This is a genomic window from Gammaproteobacteria bacterium (assembly GCA_021648145.1).
GTDB lineage: Bacteria > Pseudomonadota > Gammaproteobacteria > JAADGQ01 > JAADGQ01 > S141-38.
Genome location: JAKITI010000004.1, coordinates 79,296 through 100,549, shown reverse-complemented (window position 1 = coordinate 100,549; position 21,254 = coordinate 79,296). Strand labels below are relative to the sequence as shown.

Annotated in this window: 20 protein-coding genes and 2 tRNA genes; 2 read left to right on the top strand and 20 right to left on the bottom strand. The window is 42.5% G+C overall.

Annotated features, from left to right (window positions below):
* Positions 1–33 precede the first annotated feature (33 nt).
* The 14 genes from L3J70_03780 to L3J70_03715 all read right to left on the bottom strand — a co-directional run bounded on the left by L3J70_03780 (position 34) and on the right by L3J70_03715 (position 12,477).
* Positions 34–1,791 carry a flotillin family protein gene (locus L3J70_03780; protein ID MCF6235481.1) on the bottom strand — a complete coding sequence of 586 codons (1,758 nt, stop codon included), beginning with the start codon at positions 1,789–1,791 and terminating at the stop codon, positions 34–36.
* Positions 1,792–1,808: 17 nt separating this feature from the next.
* Positions 1,809–2,069: a YqiJ family protein gene (locus L3J70_03775; protein MCF6235480.1), complete on the bottom strand. Its 261-nt coding sequence runs from the start codon at positions 2,067–2,069 to the stop codon at positions 1,809–1,811.
* A 27-nt stretch (positions 2,070–2,096) separates the two neighbouring features.
* Positions 2,097–2,774, bottom strand: a complete 678-nt coding sequence (locus tag L3J70_03770; protein MCF6235479.1) for a PspA/IM30 family protein — start codon at positions 2,772–2,774, stop codon at positions 2,097–2,099.
* A 235-nt stretch (positions 2,775–3,009) separates the two neighbouring features.
* Positions 3,010–3,159 (bottom strand): hypothetical protein, encoded by a 150-nt coding sequence (locus L3J70_03765; protein ID MCF6235478.1) that lies wholly within the window; start codon positions 3,157–3,159, stop codon positions 3,010–3,012.
* Between the two features lie 124 nt (positions 3,160–3,283).
* A complete protein-coding gene (locus L3J70_03760) occupies positions 3,284–4,342 on the bottom strand; it encodes an SPFH domain-containing protein (protein ID MCF6235477.1) in 1,059 nt (352 codons plus the stop codon).
* Between the two features lie 266 nt (positions 4,343–4,608).
* Positions 4,609–4,932, bottom strand: a complete 324-nt coding sequence (locus tag L3J70_03755; protein ID MCF6235476.1) for a DUF86 domain-containing protein — start codon at positions 4,930–4,932, stop codon at positions 4,609–4,611.
* Positions 4,929–5,222, bottom strand: coding sequence for a nucleotidyltransferase family protein (locus tag L3J70_03750; GenBank protein MCF6235475.1), 294 nt, complete (start codon positions 5,220–5,222; stop codon positions 4,929–4,931). The genes L3J70_03755 and L3J70_03750 overlap by 4 nt, the downstream gene beginning before the upstream one ends.
* Before the next feature lie 373 nt (positions 5,223–5,595).
* The gene (locus L3J70_03745) at positions 5,596–5,829 is read right to left on the bottom strand and encodes a helix-hairpin-helix domain-containing protein (protein MCF6235474.1); all 234 of its coding nucleotides are present in this window, start codon (positions 5,827–5,829) and stop codon (positions 5,596–5,598) included.
* Positions 5,830–5,928: 99 nt separating this feature from the next.
* Complete coding sequence (locus L3J70_03740; GenBank protein ID MCF6235473.1) at positions 5,929–6,432, bottom strand: DUF4344 domain-containing metallopeptidase; 504 nt, start codon at positions 6,430–6,432, stop codon at positions 5,929–5,931.
* Between the two features lie 370 nt (positions 6,433–6,802).
* The gene (locus L3J70_03735) at positions 6,803–8,347 is read right to left on the bottom strand and encodes an alanine:cation symporter family protein (GenBank protein ID MCF6235472.1); all 1,545 of its coding nucleotides are present in this window, start codon (positions 8,345–8,347) and stop codon (positions 6,803–6,805) included.
* A gap of 70 nt (positions 8,348–8,417) precedes the next feature.
* Complete coding sequence (locus tag L3J70_03730; GenBank protein MCF6235471.1) at positions 8,418–9,110, bottom strand: hypothetical protein; 693 nt, start codon at positions 9,108–9,110, stop codon at positions 8,418–8,420.
* Positions 9,083–10,936, bottom strand: coding sequence for a S8 family serine peptidase (locus tag L3J70_03725; GenBank protein MCF6235470.1), 1,854 nt, complete (start codon positions 10,934–10,936; stop codon positions 9,083–9,085). Before L3J70_03725 ends, L3J70_03730 begins: the two co-directional genes overlap by 28 nt.
* Positions 10,937–11,383: 447 nt before the next feature.
* Positions 11,384–11,617 carry a helix-hairpin-helix domain-containing protein gene (locus L3J70_03720; protein ID MCF6235469.1) on the bottom strand — a complete coding sequence of 78 codons (234 nt, stop codon included), beginning with the start codon at positions 11,615–11,617 and terminating at the stop codon, positions 11,384–11,386.
* Complete coding sequence (locus tag L3J70_03715; protein MCF6235468.1) at positions 11,614–12,477, bottom strand: hypothetical protein; 864 nt, start codon at positions 12,475–12,477, stop codon at positions 11,614–11,616. The genes L3J70_03720 and L3J70_03715 overlap by 4 nt, the downstream gene beginning before the upstream one ends.
* A 214-nt stretch (positions 12,478–12,691) precedes the next feature.
* Here L3J70_03715 and L3J70_03710 point away from each other — a divergent pair, with 214 nt between their 5' ends.
* Both L3J70_03710 and btsR read left to right on the top strand, forming a co-directional pair.
* The gene (locus L3J70_03710; protein ID MCF6235467.1) at positions 12,692–14,401 is read left to right on the top strand and encodes a histidine kinase; all 1,710 of its coding nucleotides are present in this window, start codon (positions 12,692–12,694) and stop codon (positions 14,399–14,401) included.
* Positions 14,402–14,404: 3 nt separating this feature from the next.
* Positions 14,405–15,121: a two-component system response regulator BtsR gene (btsR, locus tag L3J70_03705; GenBank protein ID MCF6235466.1), complete on the top strand. Its 717-nt coding sequence runs from the start codon at positions 14,405–14,407 to the stop codon at positions 15,119–15,121.
* A 65-nt stretch (positions 15,122–15,186) separates the two neighbouring features.
* On the opposite strand, the gene L3J70_03700 is transcribed toward btsR, so the two are convergent.
* The 6 genes from L3J70_03700 to rnr form a co-directional block, all read right to left on the bottom strand.
* Positions 15,187–16,293 carry a hypothetical protein gene (locus tag L3J70_03700; protein MCF6235465.1) on the bottom strand — a complete coding sequence of 369 codons (1,107 nt, stop codon included), beginning with the start codon at positions 16,291–16,293 and terminating at the stop codon, positions 15,187–15,189.
* 254 nt (positions 16,294–16,547) lie between these two features.
* Positions 16,548–16,623, bottom strand: a tRNA-Glu gene (locus L3J70_03695).
* A 41-nt stretch (positions 16,624–16,664) separates the two neighbouring features.
* A tRNA-Ala gene (locus L3J70_03690) sits at positions 16,665–16,740 on the bottom strand.
* 58 nt (positions 16,741–16,798) lie between these two features.
* Positions 16,799–18,217: a glutamate--tRNA ligase gene (gltX, locus tag L3J70_03685; protein ID MCF6235464.1), complete on the bottom strand. Its 1,419-nt coding sequence runs from the start codon at positions 18,215–18,217 to the stop codon at positions 16,799–16,801.
* 20 nt (positions 18,218–18,237) lie between these two features.
* A complete protein-coding gene (gene rlmB / locus L3J70_03680; GenBank protein MCF6235463.1) occupies positions 18,238–19,008 on the bottom strand; it encodes a 23S rRNA (guanosine(2251)-2'-O)-methyltransferase RlmB in 771 nt (256 codons plus the stop codon).
* On the bottom strand, positions 19,005–21,149 hold the full coding sequence (gene rnr, locus L3J70_03675; GenBank protein MCF6235462.1) for a ribonuclease R: 2,145 nt from the start codon (positions 21,147–21,149) through the stop codon (positions 19,005–19,007). The genes rlmB and rnr overlap by 4 nt, the downstream gene beginning before the upstream one ends.
* Between the last annotated feature and the right edge of the window lie 105 nt (positions 21,150–21,254).

Here is a 21,254-nt window from a genome sequence, read left to right as displayed (position 1 = left end):
AGAGTCTTCATCAAAACCTATATATTTTAATAATTAAACCCCTCTTTTACTCTCTGTTTCGGGCTTATTGTGAAGCATTCTGCTCATGCCATTAATATCACCCACGTCCAAGCCAATGTCGGATAATAGCGAATCAACCAACGGTGCCTGGCTGCGGTATTTCAAGGCACTATTGACTAACTGATCGGCCAAGCTTCCACCATTACTATTATTGGTTGCTGTTTCTCCAGATCCATTTGAACCGCCATTTAAACCATCAACTTGAATAATTTTAATACCGTCAATTTGCTCCATGGGCTTAACGCTTTCACGGATGATTTGCGGTAGTTGCTCTATCAAGGCCATGCGTATTTGCATCGCGATCTGTTCTGCGCTGAGAATGTTGCGTGACTCATTGAGGGCGTGTTGGCCTTCAGCATCGACTGCATATGTTTTTTCAGCCGCTTCAGCTTTTAGTTTTTCCGCATCGGCACAGCCTTCAGCGGTAATGCGCAGCTTTTGTGCTTCTGCATTGGCTAAAATGGCCACGGCTTCGGCTTGATCCTCTGCCGCCATTTTTTCTGCCTCGGCAGCGACTTTGATAGAGATCGCCTGGCGCTCGGCTTGTTGACTTGCAAGAACCAGTTCAACGGCTTTTGCTCGCTCAGCTTGTTCCGTTTCACGAACGGTGACAACCATTTCTTCAGCTTTTACCGCCTCGGCCCGCGCTTTGTCGGCAGTGGCTTCACTGACAGATTTTTCTTTCGATTTTTCTGCAATGGCGATAGCGCGGTCTTGCTCAGCTAATTCGACTGTTTTGAGGCGTTCTATTTCCGCCGTTTCTACGGCCTTAGTCTTAGTGATTTCGTTTTCTTTTAGCTGACGATCTTTATCGATACGCTGCTCTTCAATAGCACGCTCAGTTGCAATTTTTGAAGATTCTACTTGTTGTTGTGCATTAATTTGCGCTTGCTCAGCATCACGTTGTTTCTCTGCTCGTTCACGTGAAATTTCTGCCGTTTGTGCGGCGCGACGAATTTCAATTTCCTGCTCTTGTTCTAGTCGAGCGTATTCTTGTTCTCGTTGAATTTCTAATTTGTTACGCTCAGCGTCGAGATTTTTATTGGCAACGGCCACTTCAGTGTCTTGCTCAATGTCATTACGCTTCTTGCGACGACTTTCAATTGCCTCTGTTAGCTTGGTTAAACCCTCCGCATCAAAAACATTGTCAGGGTTAAGGAACTCTTTACTGGTTTGGTCTAAACCTGTGAGTGAAACGGACTCTAGTTCCAAGCCATTTTTCAATAAATCTTCTGAGACGGCTTGTTGAACTTTTTGAACAAAATCGACCCGTTGTTCATGCAGTTCTTCCATCGCCATCTCGGCGGCAACGGCACGTAGGGCATCAACAAATTTACCTTCAATCAACTGTTTTAATAGTTCGGGTTTCATGGTTTTCATGCCCAAAGTTTGAGCCGCATCGCCAATGGCATCTTCTGTTGGTTTTACTCGTACGTAAAATTCAGCGGCCACATCAACACGCATACGGTCTCGTGTAATTAAAGCTTGTTCATTTGACCGCCGAACCTCCAAGCGTAACGTATTCATGTTAACGGGAATGATTTCATGCAGCACGGGATAGACGAGGCAACCGCCATTTTTAATCACCTTTTGGCCACGAAATCCGGTTCGCACAAAAGAGACTTGTTTAGAAGCCCGCCTATATAAACGGCTACATATCAACCCAAGTACAATCAGAGAAGTGATGAAGGCTACTGTAATAATCTGTATATTCGTTAAATCAAAATTCATTGGTATTCCTTCCTTTTTTATTCATCAAAAAGAACCGATTTGTCGTTGGGAATCGCTTTAAAAATAGCACCAACCCTGCTGACTAAAATAACTAAACGACCGGTTTCAAAAATTTCATTCTGCATGTCAGGCTCAACCATGATGTAATGGATCTGGCCATGCTCATCTTTTAACTTTGCTTGTGCTGGACTGCTAATCTCAGCTTTCCCTAAGGTGATCTTGGCCACTCGTCCAATAAAGGTTTCTTCAGATACTGCGTCGGTTTCATCAATTGACATATAAATCCGCTCCCGTCAGGAGTTTTGTTAAGCCCTTTCTTTGATAGCCGTTAATCGTTTCTGGATGCGGTTTTTGCGGGCAAGCGCCTCTAATTCCACCAGCTGAACGGCTGTTTTTCGGTCACTAGGGCCGTGACTACTCGGCATACCCGTGGAGTTTTCAACCACACGTTCAAATGCTGATGTTGCTTTTTCTACGCGAGATTGCACATTGGAGTTTGTGCGCACGGTTGAATTTGTATTGCGACTCGCGGCAGCCTCTTTTTTCGCCGCATGAAACAGTTGCAGCTCCTCTTTCATCTCCCGTTTTTTTGCTTGAAGCGCAAAGATATAACCTTCCAGCTCTTTTTCCTGATTGGCGGCATCTGCAATGGCGTTTTCCAGTATCGGAATTTGCGCTTCAATATCTAACTGCTGTGCAATGGCTGCTTCGGCCAAATCATCCCGACCTTGCTCTATAGCGAGGTTGGTTTTTTCGGCTAACTCCTTATGTTTTCTACTCTCTTCCATAAGACGTTTATTGGCAAGATGCTTCTTCGCCATCATACGGCCTAGTTCGGTGCGCACATCATCTACAGAGCTATCAATTTCACGAACCGCTTGTTCCATGACCATCTCGGGTGTCGCGTTTTCAATAGCATCGACCAGTGTATTGACACTGCCGCTGATAATACGCCCAACACGGCCTGTTAAAGTTTCACTCATGTTTGCTCTCCTGTTTGAGATATGTACTTCCACACATGAACGTGGAAACAAGGGTAAACAGTAATCGCTTGAACGCGGCTAGAAAAGCACAAATCAGGTGAGTGGTTGATATATCTTCTAAGTGGTAGTTATTCCATCTGAGTGGGATTTTTCCCTGTGTTAATTTATCGGCACATTTTTACAAACGCAACTCAAATGCTTTCTGAATACGAGAACGTCACACCTAACACTAAAGTCAGCCGCCACAGCCATCATCCCAACCTCCCCCTTTACTATTTTTACCTTCAGTTCTATTAATAACACCCACTATACAAAGCACCATAATTATGAGCAAAAGTCCTCCTATTCCTGTAAGTTTAAATATGCCCAATAATATTGTGTTCATTTATACTCTCCTTCACTAAACTTATATTGCCCACTGTTATACTCAACAATGCCTTGAATAGAGTCTTCATTAAAACCTGGGGGCAAGGGGTCAATGTTTGACCCCTATTTCTGCTCTTTCTCTGTTAACTTTCAGTTTTCTCTGAAATGGGTTCGTTTTTATAAAATGCAGACATCTGCTGCATGATGGTATTAGGTACAGAAGGACTGTTGTCCACAAAAATAGTACTACCCGCATTTGAGTTTTCTGCGATGTGTTTCAATGTTTCCGTGTACATAAAAAACAGAAGGAAGTTAGGGTCAAGCCCTGCTGTTGTCATCTCATCCACTGCAACGTGGATACCTTTGGCAACCTCTTTTCGAAAATCAGACAAGCCTTGCCCTCGCAACTTCCATGCGGTTCGTTCCGCTTCGGCCTGAATGCGGACAAATTCCCCTTCAGCCTCGGCTAATTTGACCTTGCGAATAAGTAGTGCCTGGCCTTCATTTTCTGCGGCATCCCTTTCATTGACGGCAGCAACAACCCTTGCCATTGACTTTGTAACCACCTCATCAAAATGAAGGTTTGCATAACGGAGATCCTCTACCTTATACCCCCATTTTTCGATATTTTTCTCGACATTTGTTTTGATTTTTACGACAACATCCTGGGATATTCCTATCATATCTGCCTGGCATCTGGTGGCCACATAGGCACGGGTTTCATCTTCGAGCAAACGCTGGACAGATAACTCAAACTCACTTTCTGACCCAAACGAATAGACAGCCCTGCGCACCATTTCCTTATCTGTACCAACAACCGAAAAAATGATGGCACAGTTAAAATAGACACTGGCTTGGTCTAGCGTAATCGCCTGGAACTCCAGCTCGATGGCACGACACTGGATCGACAAATTTTCAACTTTCTCCCACGGATAGATAAAGTTAAACCCCGGGCTTAGCGTTCTTGAGAAGCGACTAAAACGCGAGACAACACCGACATTTCCCTCAGCAATGTTTACGTATATTCCAGGTAAAGAGAAAGCAAATTTGATCAATAAGACCAGAATAATCGCCCACAAGGCGTATGTGAGCACACTGACATCAATATCCAGAGCCTTTGCCATATCCATTCCTCTCTCAGGAGAAATGACAATCAGGTGGGCCAATAAAAAAGCACCCATTACAAACAAATATTTACTCATCTTTTCCTCCTCCTATAAAGACAAAACAAAGGAATCAAGTCTTCGTATTGAATATAACCATGATCCTTTACAAACAATATCGTCTTCATCATGACTGGAAAAGCACAAATCAAATGAGTGGTTGATATAGCTTATAAGTGGCAGTTATTCCATCTGAGTGGGGTTTTTTTCCTGTGTTAATCTGTCGTATAAATATTTTTATACAGCGAAGAAAACAAGCGAGAAATAAAATATTACGAATATAAAAAACAACTAAAATTCTTCACTCATGCTGAGTGAGCTCTATGATAGCACTTTCCAACTGAGGAAGATTCCATTTTACTGTTTCCCACACGATCACCAAGATATTCATGAGCGATGATATTTCTCATTCCTGCGACTTGTGACCAAGGGACATTTGGAGCATGGTCAATTAGATGGTCAACACCATAGTCCTTAACTGCTTGCCCGATGATTTCAAGGTTTCGTACAACAGCATCTTGCGTTTTGTAATCCTTTGTAAAAGCATCAACATCATAACCGTCTGTATACTCATGAATGCGTTGAATACAATCATAAATTGCTAGAGCATATATTTTCCGCTGCTTCATAGCGGTTGTGCTTCATTTAAAATTTTTGTGCTCAGGTGACGATTAAGAGCGCGGTCACTGACAACATCTACAGTAGTACCAAGCATGCCTTCTAGTTCGCTGATCAAACCCGCCTGATCAAGCAGGCTTGCCCCAGATTGAAAAGTAACCAATAGATCAATGTCACTATTTTCATAGGACTCCCCTCGAACGACAGAGCCAAAGACCCTTATATTATTCGCATGATAGTTTGCAGCAATACGAGAAATTTCACTTTTATAGGATTGTAGTTTTTCCAGTGTGACATGCATAACTGATATCCTTGGGTGGATTTTTTAAGATGTATATCGCCATGCTCATTGGGCGGTGTAAAGAGGCATGTATTTTTGCCGCACATATCATTCCCTGAATTCAACCCAAGTAACAACATAAAATACTGACTCAATTTCACTATCAACTCCTTTATCAATTTCACATACAGTGAAGGTATTATGAACGAAACTCTGCAAATAATGTACCCTGAATTCGCGCACTTATTACTTAACGCTAAAATAAGCTGCGGAAAGAATATATTTATATTGATCATCGTTCCGGCGTGGAAACCAGAACAAAAGTGACTTTCTTGTGATGACGGCTCAGCCCTTTGCAGCTGAAACCATTTTAACCATACAGCCTCTTAACTATTTATCCCTTTTTGGCCAGTTCTATTGCAGATTTTATGGCTGTTCGTGCTTGTGGACTATTCTTCCAACAAGTTGTTCTAAGCATGTCCGCTACTCTATTCGCAACCTCATCGACGCTATATTTCCTCAGTTCTTTAAATGAACTAATTCCTATTTCTTCAAATCGCTTAATCACCGTAGATCCCACTCCTTTGAGGTTCAGTAATTTTGCTTTTTCTTCTTCATTAAACTTCATAAATAACCTCTGATTATTTGCTAAAGTGTTTCAATACGTTCACTTATGTATCAGCTTAGCTCGCTATCGCTATTAAGCACAGTAAGTACCCAGTTAAAATTAATTCGACTGAATAGCTTCGCCTTGACGAATAAACCTAGAAACATAATCATCACAAAGCATAATTCTACGCTTCTCCCGACTCCACGAAGCTCCTCTATCACAATGATCAAAATGAATTATAATAGGTTCAGGCCAATTAAACTGCTTGACCGTTTCAGCAAATTCTTCAAGTATACCCGTTGCCATCATTTGATTTTTCATCGACCCTTCACCATATATTATCTCAACATTATTAGACGTACCTTCGGACAATTTATATGGCTCAAGCACTTTTTTCCAACCTATAGTTTGATCGGGCGCGGTATCTGAACAATTGGCGAGGTCATTTTCCGAAAACTTTAAAAACTTTATGTCACTGAACCAATCTGCTGGACTAGCACCATATAAAAGACATGCACTTTGATACGCCCGACGTATATCAAGCAAATGCTCACCCTTAAAATCATAATCAGACGGCTTAACTTCGCTATCTTCAAGAATCCAAGAACGAACCCTATCCAATATTATTTCGGGTGCATTATCGGTTTTATATTGATCACTTATGCTCTTCTTAACTAATTTTTTGTTGTTTCGTATTGAATGTAACCATGATCCTTTACAAACAATATCGTCTTAATCATGACTGGAAAAGCACAAATCAGGTGAGTGGTTGATATAGCTTCTAAGTGGCAGTTATTCCATCTGAGTGGGGTTTTTTTACTTTGTTAATCTATCCACATAAAATCACCTTGCCACCAATTCTCTGAAACCAATACCACGTCACCTGTTTCATAAGTTTGGTTCGCTGTCTGCGGTGCATCCAACCTCAGATTTAGGCTGATTAAAAATGAATTTTCCGTACCAGCCCAAATAACAAAAACAAGTTGTCAGCTCAATGCTGACGCTCTTTTTCAAATTCACCACTCTTTAATTTTTTCATATAACTACGCAGTGCTATTTTTACTTTCCCATGCAGAAAATAGAGGCCAATCAGATTAGGAATTGCCATGAGTAAAATCATTAAATCACTGAAATCTAAAACATTAGGGGCGCTGACCACGGAGCCTAATAAAACAAACAATAAAAACAATAATTTATAAATAATGGAGGATTGATCACCAAATAGGTATGACCAGCAACGCTCACCATAAAAAGACCAAGCGATCATTGTACTGAAAGCAAATAGAGTGACACATATGCTCAGTATGATAGGAAACCATGAAATGGCACTGCCAAAAGCAACACTGGTTAACGCTGCACCTTGTCTATTTGCAACCAATTCAGCCGTTTCAGGGCTATTGTAAACACCCGTAATAATGATGACTAAAGCAGTCATTGTGCAGATAATGATGGTATCAATAAAAGGCTCAAGCAGTGAAACAATACCCTCACGCACTGGATATTTTGTTTTTGCGGTTGAGTGAGCGATGGCTGCTGAGCCAATGCCAGCTTCATTGGAAAATGCGGCACGTTGAAAGCCAATAATCAAAACACCGATGATACCGCCCAACCCAGCTTCAGGTGAAAAAGCACCCGTAAAAATCAGTGAAAATGCTGCAGGAATTTCAGGCATATTGGTTAAGATAACCCAGAGGCAGGCGGCTACATAGATAGCACACATTGTAGGTACAATGGCTTCAGTCACATGGGCAATACGCTTAATTCCACCAATAATAACTGCACCAACTAATACCATCATAAATAGCCCAAAAATCCAGGGACTGCTCTCTAACAAGGGAATATGCTGCTGGATGATTCCGAGTGATTGATTAACTTGAAAAGCATTGCCGCCACCGAAAGAGCCCAAAATACATAGAATACAAAACAACACGGCCAGCACTTTACCTAACCTGGCCCAGCCCATTTCAGCCAGTCCCTGACTTAAATATTCCATAGCCCCCCCCATGATATGACCATCAGGGCGAACTTTTCGATACATCTGCGCCAAAGTACACTCAGTGAATTTAGCCGTCATTCCTAAAAAACCGGCCACAATCATCCAGAATGTAGCGCCTGGCCCACCGATACTGATGGCGATTGCAACACCGGCAATATTGCCTAAACCGACAGTCGCAGAAAGTGCAGTTGTCAGCGCTTGAAAGTGGCTGGTTTCACCGACATCGTTTGGATTGTCATAACGCCCGCGAACACATTGAATCGCATGAGTGAAGGCTCTTACGTTAATAAACCCCATACGGAATGTGAAAAAAACAGCACCGACAATGAGCCATGCAACGGCGAAGGGGAGTTTGTAATCATCGCTGAAAAAAAGCAGATCAAAAAATGAAACGGCAGCAATATAACCGACTAACACTCCAAACCATCTATCAAGCGCTTCTCCGAAACCTGCGCTCTCAGCAGCAAAGGCTTGGTTTGATATAAATAGACATATAAACAAAATGACTAGAGCAAGCAGCCAATACTTTTTTTTATGCATGATAAATTTCCATATTTTTAAATTGGAGAAAAAACTATTTTGTTAATTAATAATAAGTAAAGATCTGAATTTACCTAGCAACCATTTCCTGCCACCAATCAGGTGAAGCCAATACTACGTCACCTGTTTCGTAAATTCGGTTTGCCGTATTCAGTGCGTCCAACCCCGGATTTGATCTGATCAAAAATGAATTTTCCGCAAAAGTTAAAGATTTAATCATGATTAAATCATGCATTTCAAACCAGGACTCTATTTGCCCCATGCTCCAATCAGCTCTCATTTGAACCAAAACATTTCCAGGCAACGCTCTTTTGGCTCCAGAGATTGACGCACTATCATGCAATACAGGAGAGAGCTGGCTACCCACATCTTTATTCAAACTTCTAGCAACAGCTTTGGTTGACAGATCACTTTCAATTTCCCAAAGGCGAACAAAAGATGACGGTACATCAATCTCTTTTGCCGCGTAACGTAATTGTAGTTGAGTGCTCGTCTCGGGCTGCAACTTAAATTCAACCATTAATTTTGGGTTCACCCAAACGGATCGTTTTTCATCTCCGTCATACCAAAAATAGTGAGCTGGCTCTACCAGTTGTTTAGCATTAACGTCAGGCTTTGAACTCATCGCCCAGCTTACCTGAAATACCGCCAACCCTATGACCATACTGACGAAGACACATTGACGTAATAATATTTTATTCATAATAAAACCATCCTGAAATTTTGTGACCGTTTCTAAGTTCCATAAAAAGTCAGCTTCCATGACTGAAATGTTCCTGTATCACCATCAGCCTTATCTTTAACGATGAGCTGCCAATCGCCATCTGCGCTTTCACCAAGGTGGCGTGTTGAACCAAAACGCCAATTTTTATAAGGCAAAATACAACCGAACAAGCCACCACACTCATGCTTCTCTGCTAAACGACTGGTCGTGCCTGTCGTCTGATTGAGCAGTATGATTTCCAGGTCACCCGAGTAAGCATGGTCATCTGCCCTGAATGTAATTTCAATAAACTCAATATTATTAATACCACTTGAAACCACATTCAAGGTCGAGCCAACAGAAGTATCATCATTATCACCAATGCTTATATTGACATCCTTTTTAGCAGTTGAATATTTTTTCTCCGACGGTAAATTCACCCATTTTTTTGCCAATAAAACAGCCGCCTGTGCATCCACCACACCAAAACCATAGTTGTGATTGATAGAGAGCCCTGCTCCATTTGTTTTCCAATCTGATTGGGACGGATTATTTTTTCTGGCACTGCGTGCTAAAATAGCGTGCACATCACGCCAACCCAAACGAGGATTGGCCTGCAATATCAAGGCTGCAACACCGGATACCATTGGCGCTGCAGCGGAAGTGCTTCCAAAACAAGCGGTATAGTTACTATCGTCATAGTCATTATTTGACGAACCTGAATTATAACCATTCGCTCCAGTGATATCGGTTGTCACAATTGCATGTGTATCACAAAATTCACCCCCCGGCGCACTGATTAACAGGTTTGCACCTTGCTCACTATAAGAAGAGCTCTTTCCTGAATTTGTCACTGAACCCACTGCAATCACGCCTCGATAATTCGCATAACCATCATAATTTGAATTATCTGCTATGAATGGTCTGCCCAAAAAACTTCCGATATAACCATTACCTGCCGCCCAAACGTAAATGGTTCCCAAGCCATGCCGCCCAATACGATGGCCAGTATCTATAGCGGTACGCCATACTGCGGGAGAATCCATAAGCCATCCCGTACCGTCAACTGTTCCCCAGCTATTGTTGGAAACATGATTTTGTGCTGCATCCCGAGTCATCGCATCACTTTCATTCATTACGGTTTGTGCATTTAAATAGTTATAACTAACCAACTCTGCACGCGGCGCAACACCGACGACACCGACTCCATTCGAATCTCGTGCAGCGATAATACCCGCAACACTGGTACCATGTATGGCTTCATCACTTGGCTCTGTAACTGATGGCGATGGGTCAGTATCGTTGTCAATATAATCGTAACTTTTACCCAACACCACATTCGCCTTTAAATCTTCATGCCCAATTTCCAGGCCATCATCAACGATAACAATACGCACCCCTTCACCTCGGCATGAATTTTCCTGACAACCGTTCCACACAGCCTCAACATTAATATCTTCCCCCACTTTTCCGGGGTTTTTATCACTCCCTGCCTGCCCTATGTTTTTTAGATGCCACTGGTCAGAATACAGTGGGTCACCTAAAGCTTTAAATGAAATATTAATTGTGCAATCCGCTGTGAGTGTCTGTGTCGTATAAGAATATTCACCTAATCGAGTAGGGCCTGATAGCGAACCCCCGCAACCACTTATGGTATCAATGGTATAGCTTCTGTTCGGGCGCACATCAAAACGAACTGGGTCATTAACACGATCAAGGTCTGTTGTTGATGAAATTGCTCCCCCCACGCCTGCCTTGACTGTAATTGTATAACTAACAGGTGGAGGTGGCTCCGCCCCACTTCCACAACCCGAGATAAAAATTATTGTTATAAACAATGGAATAACTGCTTTCATTTTTATTGCTGTCCATATGTTGGCTTTCATTTTTCATATCATATTGAAGTCGCTGGCTATTAATACCAGATTTGCCATCGCTACGCATTGAATGTAACTCTGAGCCTTTACAAACAATAGAGTCTTCACTATGACTGGAAAAGCACAAACTAGGTGAGTGGTTGATATAGCTTCTAAGTGGTCGTCACTCGTGCTAAATGGATTTTACAAGAGCTGCATCCATCCCCTGTGTCATTATAGTTGTCATATCTACAAGCCAAATTCCTCAGGCAAAGCCAGAGGCTTGTAATTGTGAGCCGCTCAAGTGAAGCGAAAATTATTGGCAATGAAAACAATAGCATAAGGCAAGTAAATTCATGTTCGGTATGGATTGCCCGCACAGGAGCCTGGCAACCAGAGCAAAAGTGACTTCCTTGTGGTGTGACCGGCCAGACCTTTTCAGCTGATACCATTTTAACCAGACAGCCTCTTAACTATTTATCCCTTTTTGGCCAGTTCTAATGCGGATTTTATGGCTGCTCGTGCTTGTGGACTATTCTTCCAACAAGTCGTTCCAAGCATGTCCGCCACTCTATTCGCAACCTCATCGACGCTATATTTACTCAGTTCTTTAAATGAACTAATTCCTATTTCTTCAAATCGCTTAATCACCGTAGATCCCACTCCATTGAGGCTCAGTAATTTTGCTTTTTCTTCTTCATTAAACTTCATAAATGACCTCTGATTATTTGTTGAAGTGCTTCAATACGTTCACTTAATGTATCAACTTGCTTACTATCACTATTCAGCACAGTAGTCTCTGAGTAAGAGTCCATATCACTGCCTTGCTTGTATATCTCTACATCATTATAGATATACTCAAAATTTGTTGGTATCACTAACTCTAACTGTCTATTAGGTGAGCTACTTATTACGGTGACTTTAACGTCTCCATCTGGACTCATAATCCCTAAAGCACACTCTTCGTCTGATTCGTTGCTTCGACAAAACTCATATTGCCCCGCCCCTTTTGTGTCAGATGTCATGTCAAATACAAAAACATCTTTTGAGCCCGAGGTGTTTGTTTTCATACAAAAGTATTCAAATGAAGGTGATTCAAAAAGGAGGCAAGCGGTACTTGTTACTCTATCAAAAAGATACTTCTCTCCATTAAAGACTATGCTGGAAAGATTTGCAGTGGTACTAAAGAGAAACGAGTTCACTGTATAATCAAACCTCACCTTTCCAGCGAGCTTTTCTAGTAAGTTAGGTGGTTCACTAACCCTAACGGTAGTAGTTGACATTACTGATTTTCCATCAGAATTTTTCACCGTTAAGGTGTACTTTGTTGTAGAGTCGGGGGTTACTAAGACAGAGATGCCAGATGTAACTTGACCTATACCGTTATCAATGGACCCAGTACCATCAGAAAAAATAGGTGTTAAGTTGACTCCTGTTCCAGCTATGATGCTGTTTTTATCCGCACGAAAACTTGTAATTTTTGGTTCGTTGGGTTCGGTAACACCGTCACCACCACACGCACTCAATAGTGTTAAAAAAATAGCAAACATACACCACAATAGTTTTTTCATTACATTTCCCTTATCAAAAAAATTAAGCGAAATTACTTCGCACACGACAGTCAAACAACTGGTCTTACCCACAATATAACGCTCATCAATTACTGAGAAAGTACAAATCAGGTGAGTGGTTGATATAGCTTCTAAGTGGCAGCCATATCATCTGAGTGGATTTTTTTCTTGTGTTAATCTGTCGTATAAATATTTTTATAACAGCGAAACACTCATGCAAGACCTTCTATTTTTAGAACACATCACTCCTTTATTGCTGCACGTTCTCGTGTTTTTAGGTTTAGCTTATTTATTCACCAAAACACCTGTGTTTACTGACCTGGTCAACAACACGCTCTCTCTACCAGATAAAATTGTTATCTATCTGGTATTTTCCGGTTTTTGTATTCTGGGAACATTTCTAAGCGAGCAATCATTTGAATCAGAGAGTGCAATAGCCAACACCAGAGCCATTGGGGCGGTACTCGGTGGACTATTGGGTGGCCCTGTCGTTGGCTTTTTTGTCGGGTTCACTGGGGGAATTCATCGAGTTTGGTACATGTCATCACCGACGGACCCTATTCACTATATTGATATCGCCTGTGCGGTGGCCACCACATTCGAAGGACTTCTAGCAGGTTTTGTACACTACTACTTATCACATCGCGGCCGAATGGAGCGTCTATTTTCTCCTAGAGCTGTCTTTTTAGTCACCCTGATTGCCGTGCTGGGACACATGTTAATTATTTTACTATTCGGACTATTTTTTAACGAAATATCCAAGACTTGGGTTTTGATTAAGGAGATTGCGCCGCCGATGTTAATTGCTAACTCTGCAGGTGTAGCATTGATCATGTATATGATCAAGGAACAAAAACGTGCTTGTGACACACTCCGCAGCAGCACGACGGCATGGCAAATTGCAGAGAAAACCGCAAGCATCATATTTACTCGATTTAACCCAGAATCCAGCAAGCAAATTACTGAAATCATACAACAGGAAACCCAAGTAGGTGCTGTCGCCATTACCGATAAAAAAAGGCTACTCGCATTTACTGGCTTGGGGGATGATCATCACATACCCGGCTCACTCATTGCTTCAGAAGATACTCTGGAGGCAATTAAGAATAATAAAGTGATATTCAGGCGAAACTATCAGTGCAGACGCGAAGCGTTCTGTGGATTGGGTTCGGTATTGATTATTCCTCTCAAAGATGATGTTTACAATCAGGTGATTGGTACCATCAGGCTATATGAACCTAAAAATAAACTATTTCGTAACATTAATAGAAAGCTGGGTGAAAATATTGCTGAGCTTCTGTCCAGCAAGATTCTCGCCGGTCGTTATGAACGCCAACGAGAATTACGCATTGAAGACCAATACAAGCTATTAACTGCGCAAGTCAATCCGCATTTCCTCTATAATGCACTCGCAACCATCAGCCATATCACAAAAAAACAACCCGAAAGAGCGCGTGATTTATTGCATCATTTATCGGATTTTTTCAGAAAAAGCCTGGAAACATCTGATGATACCATCACGCTTCGATCCGAGCTGGAACATATCAAATCTTATCTCGCAATAGAAAAAGCACGTTTTGAAGACCGCTTGCAAATTCATATTGATATTCCAGAGTATTTATTTGATCAAGTGATTCCTGTTTTTACGTTACAACCGATTGTTGAAAATGCCATAAAACATGGCACAAGTGAATTACTTGGCACAGGCGTAATCAAGATCAGCTGTGCGACAAATAGTGATAAGCTGACCTTGACCGTCGAAGATAATGCGGGTCTGTATATAAAAAACAGCCCGCATGGAATCGGACTGAAAATAGATGAACGGATTAAAATACGCTACGGTCAGGATTATGGAATTACTATTTCATGTGAACCGGAGCAGTGGACTCAAGTCAATATCCGCCTGCCATATAATAAGGAGTAAAAGATGATTAATGCCCTCATTGTTGATGATGAACCTCACGCGCGTGATGATCTGGAAGAAAAGATCGGGGCAGACCCTGATTTTAACATCGTGGGTAAATGCGCCAATGCATTCGAAGCAATTAAAGAGATCAACAGCAAGCGCCCGAATGTTGTTTTTCTTGATATCATCATGCCCAAAATATCAGGCATAGAGATGCTTCGCATGCTGGATAAAGATGACATGCCACGCATTGTTTTTGTCACCGCTTACCCTGAATATGCAATCGAAGCATTTGAAAAAAATGCTATCGACTTTTTATTAAAACCTGTAAAAACAGATCGTTTAAACATCACATTAGAGCGTCTTAAAGAGGACTATCGACCACAGCCTGATATCGTAAAAATCTTATCTACAACCATGCAATTTATTCCCTGCTACAAAGATGGTTGCAACTATCTCATCAATGTCAAAGATGTCTGTCGTGCATTCTCCACTACTACTACGGGAGTGCATATTGTTACGGGCAAAAATTGCGAGGAATTTCATACCGACCTTTCTTTAAAAGTGCTTGAAGAAAATACTCCATTAGTACGATGTTACCGACAACATTTAGTCGATCCAGACTGTATAAAAATGATCACAAAGCAGGAAAATGGTTTAGGAGAGATTCACACCGTTAGCGGTGCGATCATCCCCGTCAGCCGAAAATATATGAAAGATTTTTGCACTATTTCTTGATATGAAAAACCAAGGTAGAATACATCATGACGTTTACACCAGCGGATCAATAATTGTCGATGGCTCTACCTTGAACTCTCTTCAAGCAAGTAGCGCTTCAAACCTGGTTTTTCTATGTAATATCGCCCTTTTTCCATCTGGCTAATTAAATTCTTCTGTGCAAGGCGCTTGATCGAGCGCTGTATATTTGAGGGAATTCCTTTCACAGATGTCTCTTTATCAATTTTGGATAACAACTCTTTTGAAAAAGGGTTGTCGCCTTCTGACAGTGCAAGAAAAACAATTCGATCAATAACTTTCATTCGCTTTGCGATATCCTCAAAACCTTCAGCAGCTTCAAGCAGCTCAAGGATATATTCCTGAGCACTCTTTATATTCGAACCCGATGTCAAAATATAAGTGATGAGTTTCATCATCCAGTAGGGGGATTGATCAATCGCATCAAATACTTTGCTCAGTGACTTTTGACTGATGGATATACTGTGCTCTTGCTCTAATTTGGTCACGAGAAAGTCGATGAACTCATCCCCTAAATCAGGGAACGGTACGGTTTCTACAAAATGATAGAACGGAGATTGTGATTCATTAAAGAGCAGATTCATATAATGCCGCGATGAACCTGTAAAAATTGTTTTCACACACCCCTGCCGTTTATCCAACATCGTTCTGAGCGCATGAGTTAATGGATCAAAAAGAGGGGATGTTGCGAGATGTTGAACTTCGTCAATCAGAAGTAAAACTGTTTTTTTCCCTGCTTTTTTTTGCAGCTCTGCTAACAGCCTTTCCAGAAATAGCAGTTCTTTGCTTGTGACCTTCGTTGCTTTATCGGCAAACTCAACCTCCATCTTTCCAAGCAACTCATTACTGACCGTTGTCCTTTTTATTTTAGCTTTAAGCAATCGGCTGATAGGGGATCTTTTATCCAAAGCTTCTATCGCATCTTCAAGAGCAAGTATTAAGCCTTCATGAGGGGCATTGATATTTTGCCAAAGGCTGGCATACACGGGCAAATATTCATTTTTTTGTGCGAGAGGGGAGAGATCTTGCAGTACAAAAAGAGTCTTGCCTTTTCGTCTGGGCGCGATAATCGCTAAATTCGAAGAGATACCCAGCGCCAGAATATTAAGGTAGTGCTTTGCTAGTTGAGGTCTAGGGAAGTGCCAATTATTCATTTTTATTCTCTTTTTGAATAATTATACATAATACAGGTAAACTTATATAACTATTTATCAAAAATAGCAAAGCAAGTATGCTTCAGCGGTACTCTTGGAGAATTATACGGAATTAAATTAGTGCTGTTTCTGAGCGAAATATCAGAATATATGGAAAAAGGGGCTTTTAAAGACCTATTATTCTTCAGTGGTTGACTAGGTCAATCACGAATTCGAGGTCAGCTACAAGTTTGCAGCTAACTTTCAGTATAATATGGCGTCCCCAAGGGGAGTCGAACCCCTGTTGCCGGGATGAAAACCCGGTGTCCTAGGCCTCTAGACGATGGGGACGTAGGACTTGCTTTTCTCTAGCACGAGATCCATATAAAAGTTGGTGGAGCCAGGCGGGATCGAACCGCCGACCTCTACACTGCCAGTGTAGCGCTCTCCCAGCTGAGCTATGGCCCCTCGTGCCAAGGAGTCGGAATAATACGTAACGAGATTATGTTCGTCAAGACTTTTTTTATTAATTTTCACCAATACGATTACGGATATATTCCAGCGCTAAATTGATACGTTTTAGTACGCCCTCTTTTCCAATCAACTCTGCAGTAATATCAATCGGTGGTGACATTGAATTGCCCGTGATCGCTACACGAAGTGGTTGAGCCAACTTACCCATTTTTATCTCAAAACGCTCGGCCACCTCAATGATTGCATTGTGTATCGCCTCCCCCTTCCAAGACACCAGTGTTTCCAACTGCTCACACAATGCCGACAGTGGTTTTTGAACTGCAGGTTTTAAGTTCTTTTTAGCCGCTTTAGCATCAAATTCATCAAAGTCTTTGTAAAAAAAGACGCTACCTTCCGCCATTTCAACCAATGTTTTTGATCGCTCTCTCATTGCAAGTACAACATCAATAAGACTTGGCCCCTGACTTGGGTCAATACCCAACCTCCCCATATGCCAACTCAAATGATGGGCAACATGTTCAGGTGCACCATTCATTATGTAGTGATGGTTCAACCAGAGCAGCTTGCTTGTGTTGAAAGTGGATGCTGAATTATTGATGTTTTTATCATCAAAAAGCTCAATCAGTTCGTCTAAAGAAAATATTTCCTGATCCCCATGAGACCAACCCAGCCGAACCAAATAATTTAACAGCGCTTCAGGCAAGTACCCCTCATCACGATACTGCATGACACTCACAGCACCATGTCGCTTTGAAAGCCGCTTGCCATCATCCCCTAAAATCATGGGAACATGGGCGTAACTCGGGATATCAGCAACATCCAATGCTTTCATAATATTGATCTGGCGCGGTGTATTATTCAGGTGATCGTCACCCCGAATAATATGGGTTAACCCCATATCCAAATCATCAACCACAACGGTAAGGTTATAAGTCGGAGTACCATCAGAACGTGCAAGAATCAGATCGTCCAGTTCACTGTTTTGGAAAACGACTCGACCACGCACCTGATCTTCAATCACCACTGAACCTTTCTGTGGATTTCTGAAGCGTACGACAGGCGCAACACCTTCAGGGGAGGTCTCCACCCCGTCTCGACAACACCCATCGTAACGAGGCTTCTCTTTGCGAGCCATCTGTTTGGCTCGCATTATTTCCAATTTATCTTTTGAGCAGTAACAGTAGTAGGCTTTATCTTCTTTCAAAAGCTTCTGGATCACTTCGTCATACCGGGCAAAACGGTCGGTCTGATATAACGGGCCTTCATCATACTCCAGCCCTAACCATGTCATCCCTTCCAAAATCGCATTCACAGATTCAGCCGTGGAACGCTCCCGATCAGTATCCTCAATCCGTAAAATAAACGAGCCGCCATGCTTGCGAGCATAGAGCCATGAAAAAAGCGCGGTGCGCGCGCCACCGACATGTAAATAACCAGTTGGACTCGGTGCAAAACGGGTACGAACACTCATGATTTTTTCTATCCTGTTTACTATTTTTGACTTCTCTGCCTGACCGCCTCAAAAAGACAAACGCCCGCAGCAACTGAGACATTTAGACTTTCTACATCACCTGTCATTGGAATATTCACCAATGCATCACAATTTTCTCGAGTCAGGCGGCGCAAACCACGCCCTTCTGCACCCATCACCAAAGCAAGCGGCCCCGTCAACGCAGCCTCATGAACAGAGCTCGCCCCCTCCATTGCGGCACCGATCATCCAGACCCCTTCTTGTTGCAACATACGCATCGTACGTGCCAAATTCGTCACCTGTACAAAGGGGGTGCTTTCAGTCGCGCCACAGGATACTTTTCGCACCACGGGTGTCAGCCCCACAGCTCGATCTTTAGGCGCAATCACCGCATGCACACCACATGCATTCGCCGTGCGTATGCATGCCCCTAAATTATGAGGATCTTGTATATGATCCAGAATCAATAAAAAAGGGGGTTCATCCAGATGTTTGAGCAGCTCTTGTAAATCACCTTCGCCACGCGGGGAGACACTTTTAACAATTGCGACCACGCCTTGGTGTGTTGAATCTGGAAAAACCTCATCAAGATCCTTTTTAGAAACAGGGTGCTGCTGCACTGAATACTTTTCAGCCAGTTGAAACAAAGAGTTCATACGCTCATCACGGCGTGAGCTATCAAACCACATCCCGCACATTGCTTTAGGACGCTGTTTGAGCGCGGCAGCGACCGCATGCTGGCCATAAATGAACACTTCATTTTTCTTTACGCTAAGTATGGCTTGGCTCACTTACGTTTTGTCCGACGGCGTTTGGGTTTGGGCTTAGGCTTAGGCTTACGCTCAACTCCATCCTCTAGCTCAAAGTCAATTTTGCGTTCATCCAGATTAACCTTAGCGATACGGACTCGTACTTTATCACCCAAACGATATGTTTTATTCGAATGCTCACCCGTCAGGCGCTGTTTAGCAGGGTCAAAAACAAAGTATTCGTCCCCCAATGACGTGATATGAACTAGTCCATCCACATAGATTTCGTTCAGCTCAGCAAAAAAACCAAAGCCTGTAACGGAAGTAATTATGGAGTCAAAAACTTCACCAATTTTATCTTCTATATATTCACACTTCAGCCAACTTTCCACATCGCGTGTTGCTTCATCTGCACGACGCTCTGTTGATGAACAGTGCTCACCCAACGAGACCATATCATTGTGACTGTATGTGAATGTTTCTGCCGTTTTACCACTCAGTACGTGCCGAATCGCTCGATGCACCAATAAGTCCGGGTAACGACGAATGGGAGATGTAAAATGAGCGTAGTCATCAAACCCCAAACCAAAGTGGCCAATATTGTCGGGGGTATACAGCGCTTGACTCATGCTTCTCAGTAATACGGTTTGAACCAGATGGGCATCAGGGCGTTCTCTTGATTTTTTCAAAAGTGCACCATAATCAGCCGCTGCAGGGGTATCCCCTCCTCCCAGTTTCAACCCTAATTCGCCAAGAAATTCACGCAAACCCTGTAATTTTTCTGTCGTTGGCCCTTTATGAATTCGGTAAGGAATCGGGATATTATTTTCACCAAGAAAACGAGCCGCCGCGACATTTGCAAGAATCATAAACTCTTCAATCATCTTGTGAGCATCATTACGTACCAACGGGGTAATACGCTCAATTTTTCGATCATCACCAAAAACAATTTGGGTTTCAGTGGTTTCAAAATCAATTGCGCCACGCTTTTCCCTACCCGTAAGCAGCACTTTATATAAAGAATGAAGCTCTTTTAACGTAGGCAGCACTGCTTTATATTCAGCAGTTAGCACTTCATCACCGTCCACCACTATTGCCGCCACTTTAGTGTAGGTTAAACGCGCATGAGAGCACATAACAGCATCAAAAAATCGTGAATTTAAAACTTCTGCTTGATCATTAATCTCTAATTCACAAACCATACACAAGCGGTTCACATCGGGATTAATTGAACACAATCCATTCGATAACACTTCCGGCAACATGGGAATGACATTACCAGGAAAATAGACCGAGTTCCCCCGTTTAAATGCCTCCTCATCTAACGCCGTCCCTGTTTTTACATAGGAAGAGACATCGGCAATCGCCACCAGCAGTCGCCACCCTTCGGCTGTTTTTTCGCAATAGACAGCATCATCAAAATCACGCGCATCTTCACCATCAATCGTCACCAAAGGCAAGTCACGAATATCTTTTCGCCCTGACCAGGCGCTAGACGGAACCTCTTCTGCTAGCCCTGACATCTCTTTTTCGATTGACTCTGAAAATGAGTCCGGCAGATCATAATTGCGCACTGCAATTTCAATCTCCATACCAGGCGCCATGTGCTTGCCAATCACTTCAGCAATACGGGCAACTGTTCGTGCATGGCGTGTTGGATAGGCGACGATCTCGGCAACCACGATATCGCCTTTTTTTGCCTGACCTTGATGGCTGACAGGAATCATGAAATCTTGATTCAGACGTTTATCATCAGGAACCACATACGTCACATCATCTTTTTCATGAAAACGCCCCACCACCTGCCGAATAGCACGCTCCAGAACCTCAACAACGGCTCCTTCTCGCCGCCCACGGCGATCTTGACCGACAACCCTTGCTACAACCGTGTCACCATGCAGCAATGACTGCATCTGTCGCCCTGATAAAAACAGATCATCCCCACCATCTTCCGGTGTTAAAAATCCAAAACCATCTGGATGACCAATAACACGCCCTTTAAGTAAAGCCATCTTGCTTAGCAAGCCATACTTCCCACGACGGTTGCATATCAACTGCCCATCTCGCTCCATAGCGATTAAGCGACGGCGCAATGCCTCCAGACGATCTTCATCATCATATTCCAAAGTTTCAGCAATCTGCTTAGATGAAAGTAGAAGACTCTCATCATTGAAAAGTGCCATAATAAATTCCCTGCTTGCGATAGGGTTTTCATACTTGCTTGCCTCCCGTACCGCATGAGGATCATTCGATTTTTTCGAAGTATTCACGTTAACCTTTATAATTTA

Bases quoted from the DNA above. Each gene is read 5' to 3' on its own strand.
- L3J70_03780 (MCF6235481.1), bottom strand. From the start codon at position 1,791: ATGAATTTTGATTTAACGAATATACAGATTATTACAGTAGCCTTCATC.
- L3J70_03775 (MCF6235480.1), bottom strand. From the start codon at position 2,069: ATGTCAATTGATGAAACCGACGCAGTATCTGAAGAAACCTTTATTGGA.
- L3J70_03770 (MCF6235479.1), bottom strand. From the start codon at position 2,774: ATGAGTGAAACTTTAACAGGCCGTGTTGGGCGTATTATCAGCGGCAGT.
- L3J70_03765 (MCF6235478.1), bottom strand. From the start codon at position 3,159: ATGAACACAATATTATTGGGCATATTTAAACTTACAGGAATAGGAGGA.
- L3J70_03760 (MCF6235477.1), bottom strand. From the start codon at position 4,342: ATGAGTAAATATTTGTTTGTAATGGGTGCTTTTTTATTGGCCCACCTG.
- L3J70_03755 (MCF6235476.1), bottom strand. From the start codon at position 4,932: ATGAAGCAGCGGAAAATATATGCTCTAGCAATTTATGATTGTATTCAA.
- L3J70_03750 (MCF6235475.1), bottom strand. From the start codon at position 5,222: ATGCATGTCACACTGGAAAAACTACAATCCTATAAAAGTGAAATTTCT.
- L3J70_03745 (MCF6235474.1), bottom strand. From the start codon at position 5,829: ATGAAGTTTAATGAAGAAGAAAAAGCAAAATTACTGAACCTCAAAGGA.
- L3J70_03735 (MCF6235472.1), bottom strand. From the start codon at position 8,347: ATGCATAAAAAAAAGTATTGGCTGCTTGCTCTAGTCATTTTGTTTATA.
- L3J70_03730 (MCF6235471.1), bottom strand. From the start codon at position 9,110: ATGGAAGCTGACTTTTTATGGAACTTAGAAACGGTCACAAAATTTCAG.
- L3J70_03725 (MCF6235470.1), bottom strand. From the start codon at position 10,936: ATGAAAGCCAACATATGGACAGCAATAAAAATGAAAGCAGTTATTCCA.
- L3J70_03720 (MCF6235469.1), bottom strand. From the start codon at position 11,617: ATGAAGTTTAATGAAGAAGAAAAAGCAAAATTACTGAGCCTCAATGGA.
- L3J70_03715 (MCF6235468.1), bottom strand. From the start codon at position 12,477: ATGAAAAAACTATTGTGGTGTATGTTTGCTATTTTTTTAACACTATTG.
- L3J70_03710 (MCF6235467.1), top strand. From the start codon at position 12,692: ATGCAAGACCTTCTATTTTTAGAACACATCACTCCTTTATTGCTGCAC.
- btsR (MCF6235466.1), top strand. From the start codon at position 14,405: ATGATTAATGCCCTCATTGTTGATGATGAACCTCACGCGCGTGATGAT.
- L3J70_03700 (MCF6235465.1), bottom strand. From the start codon at position 16,293: ATGAATAATTGGCACTTCCCTAGACCTCAACTAGCAAAGCACTACCTT.
- gltX (MCF6235464.1), bottom strand. From the start codon at position 18,217: ATGAGTGTTCGTACCCGTTTTGCACCGAGTCCAACTGGTTATTTACAT.
- rnr (MCF6235462.1), bottom strand. From the start codon at position 21,149: ATGGCACTTTTCAATGATGAGAGTCTTCTACTTTCATCTAAGCAGATT.